This is a genomic window from uncultured Ellagibacter sp. (genome assembly GCF_934636505.1).
In the GTDB taxonomy this organism is placed as follows: Bacteria; Actinomycetota; Coriobacteriia; order Coriobacteriales; family Eggerthellaceae; genus Ellagibacter.
On the sequence record NZ_CAKUAL010000093.1, the window covers coordinates 1 to 6,379 of the forward strand.

The following is a 6,379-nucleotide window of genomic DNA, read 5'->3' on the forward strand; positions in this document are numbered from 1 at the left end:
AGGCGGTGCCGCCTCCCCACAGAAGGCGCCCCGTGAGGGTGTAGCGCCAGGTGAGGTCGTAGATGGGACGCGTCGGGCCGGTGAACATCGACGCCATCTTGTCGCCGTTCATGCGCATGCGGCCGAAGTCGAGCACGTCGAGCACCTCGACGTTCAGGTCCTTAGGGCAGGGGACGCCATCGCGAAGGGACGGGTCGTCGCGCAAAAGCTCGAGCGCCTGTGCGACGGCGTTCGCCGCGCTGCGATGGCCCGAGCCGACCGAGGCGTGCATCACGATAACCGTCGGGCGCGCCGCGTCGTCGGGGGTGCTGGCCCCGGGCTGCTGCTCAGGCGCATCGTCGGGGGTGCCCTCGCTTGTGGCGGCAAGCACCTGCTCAGGAGCATCTTTGCGCGCAACCCCCGATGCCCCTTCGGGCGTGGTAGGCTGCTGCGCGAGCTCGTTGTCCATTTCGCCAGTGTGTTCCATAGCTTCCATCGTAAACGCTGTGGCCTAGCTCTCGCTCGGCGTTTCGGCAGGCGCGTCTCCGCCGTCGAGGAAGATCTTCCGCGTGACGAAGTTCCACACCATGACGATGAACGTGGCGCCGATCTTGGTGATGAGGTAGTGGATATGCGCGAGCTCGACGCCTGCCCACATGCAGAGGTTGTTGATGATAAGGCCGATCACCGACAAGGTCACGAAGATGATGAACTCGCGGCGCCGGCTCATCCCCTCTTTATGGGTGAAGACGTAGCGCATCGAGGCCAGGTAGTTGAAGATGACGGACGCGGTGAAAGAAATCGTGGCGCTCACCAGGTAGTTCACACCGAAGACTTCCGTCAAAAGCGCGAGCAGGCCGTAGTCGATGATGAACGCGATCACGCCGACGACGCCGAATTTCATAAGCTGTGCGATAAGTTTCTTCACAATACCCGAGTGCCTTTCGAACGCGCGTCTTAAGCGTGCGCCCCGTATGCGGTCCTAATAAGCGCGCCCCAATCACGCGCGCAGGCGGTTTCAACCCGCGTGAACTCTATCACAGCAAGCTGCTCGCGGCGCGTTCTCCTCTGATTCCCTGTTTTTCCCTTGACGTCGTGCCGGTTCGGGCTTTCATCCCCTAGCATTCACTGGTTAGAAGTTTCGAGTTGCGCGCTGCGGCGCGGCTGATTGCACATATTTGCGAGGAGCACCTACATGAGCCTTGAGGCTGCCGATAACACCACCGATCGCACGGGGAAGCCCTCCGTCGCCGTCATCATTCCCTGCTACAACGAAGCGCTCACCATCGCGAAGGTGGTCGACGACTTCAAGCGCGTCTTGCCCGACGCCTCGATCTACGTCTACGACAACAACTCCACCGACGGCACGGGCGACATCGCGCGCGAGCACGGTGCGCAGGTCCGCGTCGAGCGCCGCCAGGGGAAGGGCAACGTTGTGCGCCAGATGATGCGCGACATCGATGCCGACTATTACATCATGGTCGACGGCGACGACACCTATCCCGCCGAGGCCGCGCCCGAGCTTTTGGCGCCGCTTATGAACGACGAGGCTGACATGGTGGTGGGAGATCGCCTGTCGAACGGCACCTACGGCGAGGAAAACGACCGCGCTTTCCACGGCTTCGGCAACAATCTCGTCCGCTTCCTCATCAAGGCCATCTACGGGTTCGAGTTCTCCGACGTCATGACGGGGTATCGCGCCTACAACGAGGTGTTCGCGAAGTCGATGCCGGTGCTCTCGCCGGGATTCGAGATCGAGACGGAGCTGTCGATCCACGCGGTCGACAAGCGATGGCGCATCGCTGAGGTTCCTATCGATTATCGCGACCGTCCCGAAGGGTCCGAAAGCAAGCTCAACACATTCTCCGACGGCATGAAGGTGCTCATGATGATTCTCTCGCTGTTCAAAGATTACCGCCCGCTCGCGCTCTTCTCGCTTCTGGGTCTTCTGCTGTGCGTGGTCGGCCTTCTGTTCGGCGTGCCCGTGATCTGGGAGTTTGCCCATACGGGACTCGTCCCGAAGATGCCGAGCGCGCTTTTGGCCGTGGCGTTCATATTCTTGGGAATGCTGTCGTTCTCGTGCGGCCTGATCTTAGACACGGTGGTGAAGGGGACGCGCAAGCAATACGAGCTCGAGGTCACGCGCATCTACGAGGAGTGCGGCAAGACCACGCACGCATAGCTGCGGAATAAGGTGGTGGTGCCGCTGCGCCCGCTAGGCGAGTCCTTGCCGCGCGCGCAGCCTTGGGTTGCGACGTCGGGCGTGCCCCCTCATATGTGATTGCGGGCGAACTGCGGCTTTCCGACCAGGTGTTTTGTGCCGCCTAAGTAATCTTTTCGCCATTCTCTCCCTAAAAAGTATCTCTTGGGTTACCATTAACCAGATATAACTTTTTAACTTCATACAAGTGAAAACGGGGAAGACGTGTTCGATAAACGTTTGCTTTCGATGGTGCCGGGCGCCGTCAAATTCATCGTCGCTGACGTGGCGTTCCAGTGGGTGGCCCTTGCGTGCAACATCGCGCTGTTCATGGTGATCGGCCTGTTCTTGCAGGCGACGCTCGAGGGCACGGCGGACGCGGGCATGGCGATCGGCGTGCTCGGGGCATCGGCGGCGGCGATCGTGGTGCGCATGGCGTGTCAGACGGCGGCGCAGCGCATGGGCCGCAAGGCCGCTTCCTGCGCGAAATGCTCCATTCGCCAGCAGGTCTACGACAAGCTCGCAGCGCTCGGGCCCGCCTACAGCGAGACCGTGGCGACCGCCGTCGCCGTGCAGGTGAGCGTCGAGGGGACCGAGCAGCTCGAGAGCTACTTCGGCCAGTATCTGCCGCAGCTCTTCTACGCCCTGCTCGCGCCTCTGACGCTTTTCGTGGCGCTTTCGCCCCTGTCGCTTCCCGCCGCTGTGGCGCTGCTCGTGTGCGTGCCGCTCATCCCCGCATCCATCGTCTGCGTGCAGAAGATCGCGCGCCGCACCATGCGCAATTACTGGGGCAGCTACACCGATCTGGGCAGCATGTTCCTCGAAGCGATCCAGGGGCTTACGACCCTTAAGATCTATTCCGCCGACGCGCGCAAGCACGAGGAGATGAACGGGGCGGCCGAGAGCTTCCGCAGGGCGACGATGCGCCTGCTCACGATGCAGTTGAACTCGATCACCGTCATGGACCTCTTCGCGTTCGGCGGCGCGGCGGTGGGAATGATCGCCGTGCTGTGGCAGTTCTCGTGCGGCGCGGCGACGTTCGCTGCGGCCTTCTCCATCGTGTTTCTGTCGAGCGAGTTCTTCATCCCCATGCGCACGCTGGGCTCGTTCTTCCACACGGCCATGGGCGGCATGGCGGCGGCGGAGAAAATGTATGCGATCCTCGATGCGCCGCTGCCCGTTGACGGTGCACGCGAGGTCGATCCGCGCGATGCGGGCGTGGAATGCCGCGGTGTCGGGTACTCCTACGACGGGAAGCGCCAGGTGCTTGAGGGGGTCGATTTCTCGGCGCCGCGTGGCAGCTTCATCGGCGTGACGGGCGAGAGCGGCTCGGGCAAGTCGACGCTCGCGGGCATTTTGTCGGGCGCGAATGCGCGCTATGCGGGAGAGGTCAGTATCGGCGGGGTCGATTTGCGCGACATCTCGGTCGAGTCGCTGCGCAAGACCGTCACTACGGTGCCGTTCTCAAGCTACGTGTTCAAGGGGACGCTGCGAGCGAACCTGCTGCTCGCCAAGCCCGATGCGAGCGACGACGAGCTGTGGGGCGCCCTCGCGAAGTGCCGGTTGGCGGGCTTCGTGCGCGAATCGGGCGGTCTCGATATGGAGATCGCGGCAGAGGGCGCGAACCTCTCGGGTGGTCAGCGCCAGCGCCTGGCGTTCGCCCGGGCCCTGCTGCACGATTCGCCCATCTACATCTTCGACGAGGCTACGAGCAATATCGACGCCGAAAGCGAGGCCGCTATCATCTCTGCCGCGCGCGAGCTTGCGGGCAGCCACACGGTCATCATGATCTCGCATCGTTTGTCGGCCATCGAGCATGCCGATGAGATTTATGTCCTTGAGCAGGGAAAACTTGTGGAGCATGGAACGCATTCCCAACTGCTTGCGCGCGGGTGCGCCTACGCGCGATTGTGGGAGAGCCAGTCGCAGTTGGAGGCGTTCGCGCAGGGCGACGGGGAAGCGGCCTCGGGCGAGACGGCGATCCCGGGCGCGAGCGCGGCCCTGGGTGAGGGCGCGACCCTGGGCGCGGGCGCCCCGGAGCCGCCTTACGAAGCCGACGAGCCGGTGCAGCCTGCGGGTGACGCCCGCCGCGGGAAAGCGGGCGCCGCAGCACCGCGCCGCCGCTCCAATTTCTCCATCATGGCGCGGCTTGTGGGGCTCACGCGCCCGCTTCTTCCCGTGATGGCGCTCGCCATCGTGCTGGGTGTGCTCGGCTTCCTCGCGGCGATCTTCCTCACCGTGTTCGCAGCGTACGGCCTACTCAATGCAGCGGGCTCGTGGGGCGTTGTCCCTTTGGGCGCGGCGTGCGCGCTCGTGGTCGTGTGCGGCGTGGTCCGCGGGCCGCTTCGCTATGGCGAGCAGCTGTGCAACCACTACCTGGCGTTCAAAATCCTCGCGCTAGTGCGCGACAAGGTGTTCGGCAAGATGCGCACGCTTGCGCCGGCCAAGCTCGAAGGCCGCGACAAGGGCGACCTTGTGTCACTGCTCACGGGCGACATCGAGCTTCTCGAGGTGTTCTACGCGCACACACTTTCGCCCGCAGCGATCGCCCTTATCGTGTCGGTCGTCATGGTGGCGTTCACGGCAACGCTCTCGCCGCTTTTGGCCGCCTACGCCGCCTTCTCCTACGCGGTCGTGGGCATTGCGGTGCCGTGGATTTCGTCGAAGGCGAGCGGCACGGGCGGGCGCGAGGTGCGCGACGCCATCGGTTCCATGAACGCGTTCGTGCTCGACAGCCTGCGCGGCCTGCGCGAAACGCTGCAGTTCGGGCGCGCCGGCGATCGCGCGCTCGAGCTGGCCTGCCGCATGAGCGACCTCGCCAAGGTGGAAGGCCGCTTGAAGGATCGCACGGCGGTGGCCATGGCGGCGACGGGTGCGGTGGTGCTCGCTCTTGATATGGGCATGCTGCTTGCGGCGATGCACCTGGCGAACAGCGGGGTTGTCGCCTTCGGCCCAGCAGCGATCGCGTGCGCGGCGCTCATGTCATCGTTCGGCCCGGTCATCGCCGTGGCGAACCTGGGTTCGACGCTGCAGCAGACGCTCGCATCGGGCGCCCGCGTGCTCGACGTGCTCGACGAGAGCCCGCAGACCGTAGAGATTGAAGACGGCGTCTCGCTCGACGGGTTTTACGGCGCCGCGGCGAGCCATGTCGACTTCTCGTACGGCGATGCGTGCGTGCTCTCCGATGTCGAGCTGAGCATTCAGCCAGGTCAGGTGGTTCGCATCGCGGGACGCTCGGGATCGGGGAAGTCGACCCTGCTCAAGCTGTTCATGCGCTTCTGGGACGTGAGCAGCGGCGCTATCGAGGTGTCGGGGCGCGACGTTCGCCGCGTGGCCACCGCGAGCCTGCGCCAGGTAGAAGGCTTCATGACGCAGGAGACGCACCTGTTCGCGGGCACCGTGCGCGACAATCTTGCCTTCGCGAAGCCGGGAGCGAGCGATGCGGAAATCATGGCCGCATGCGAGAAGGCCTCCATCGCCGACTTCGTTCGCAGGCTTCCTGCGGGCCTCGATACCCAGGTGGGCGAGCTTGGCGACGCGCTTTCGGGCGGCGAGCGCCAGCGACTGGGACTTGCGCGCGTGTTTTTGGACGACGCGCCCTTCGTGCTGCTCGACGAGCCCACGAGCAACTTGGATGCCTTAAACGAGGCCGCCGTGCTGCGGGCGCTCGCCGACAATCGGGCGGGGAAGACGGTGCTGCTCGTAAGCCATCGTCCGAGCGCCGCCGCCATCGCCGATGCGACCTACTCGGTCGAGCACGGCCGGGTGTCGTAGTGCGAGGGAGAGCTGCGCCGCGGGGTAGATGGCGACGTGCGGGGAAGCGCTGCCTCACGGGGCTCGTGGGGAGGCGCTGCGCCCCGTGGGGCTTGCAAGACTCGCGAGCGGGTGCTGCGGGCGCGACTATCCCTGCAATAAGAAACGCCAGGTCTTGCGGCCTGGCGTTTTCACTTTACCCTGGTGCCCCTGGCAGGATTCGAACCTGTGGCTTTCTGCTCCGGAGGCAGACGCTCTATCCCCTGAGCTACAGGGGCACAACCCAGGAATTATACGCTATCATGGGTGAATCGCAAACATCGATATCGAAAATGAAAGAGAACGGGCAAAGGGCATGGGAGAAATCGTAACGATCGAGCGCATGGGGTTCGGCCCCGAGGCGGTCGCGCATCTCGAGAGCGGCAAGGCCGTGTTCGTCGAAGGCGG

At 64.3% G+C, this 6,379-nt stretch carries 3 protein-coding genes, 1 tRNA gene and 1 pseudogene; 2 read left to right on the top strand and 3 right to left on the bottom strand.

Annotated elements, in window-relative coordinates; genetic code table 11:
• Together Q0G18_RS08675 and Q0G18_RS08680 are read right to left on the bottom strand one after the other, a co-directional pair.
• Window positions 1-466 (bottom strand): annotated as a pseudogene (locus tag Q0G18_RS08675) (UDP-N-acetylglucosamine--LPS N-acetylglucosamine transferase); the annotation flags it as partial.
• A 24-nt stretch (window positions 467-490) separates the two neighbouring features.
• Window positions 491-907, bottom strand: coding sequence for a GtrA family protein (locus Q0G18_RS08680; protein WP_276997113.1), 417 nt, complete (start codon window positions 905-907; stop codon window positions 491-493).
• Window positions 908-1,174: 267 nt separating this feature from the next.
• On the opposite strand from Q0G18_RS08680, the gene Q0G18_RS08685 reads away from it, so the two are divergent.
• Together Q0G18_RS08685 and cydC are read left to right on the top strand one after the other, a co-directional pair.
• Window positions 1,175-2,161 (top strand): glycosyltransferase family 2 protein, encoded by a 987-nt coding sequence (locus tag Q0G18_RS08685; RefSeq protein WP_297152076.1) that lies wholly within the window; start codon window positions 1,175-1,177, stop codon window positions 2,159-2,161.
• A gap of 243 nt (window positions 2,162-2,404) precedes the next feature.
• Entirely contained in the window at window positions 2,405-5,953 is a 3,549-nt protein-coding gene (gene cydC / locus Q0G18_RS08690) for a thiol reductant ABC exporter subunit CydC (RefSeq protein WP_297152079.1), read from the top strand.
• A gap of 181 nt (window positions 5,954-6,134) precedes the next feature.
• On the opposite strand, the gene Q0G18_RS08695 is transcribed toward cydC, so the two are convergent.
• Window positions 6,135-6,210 (bottom strand) — tRNA-Arg (locus tag Q0G18_RS08695).
• Window positions 6,211-6,379 lie beyond the last annotated feature (169 nt).

Bases quoted from the DNA above. Each gene is read 5' to 3' on its own strand.
- Q0G18_RS08685 (WP_297152076.1), top strand. From the start codon at position 1,175: ATGAGCCTTGAGGCTGCCGATAACACCACCGATCGCACGGGGAAGCCC.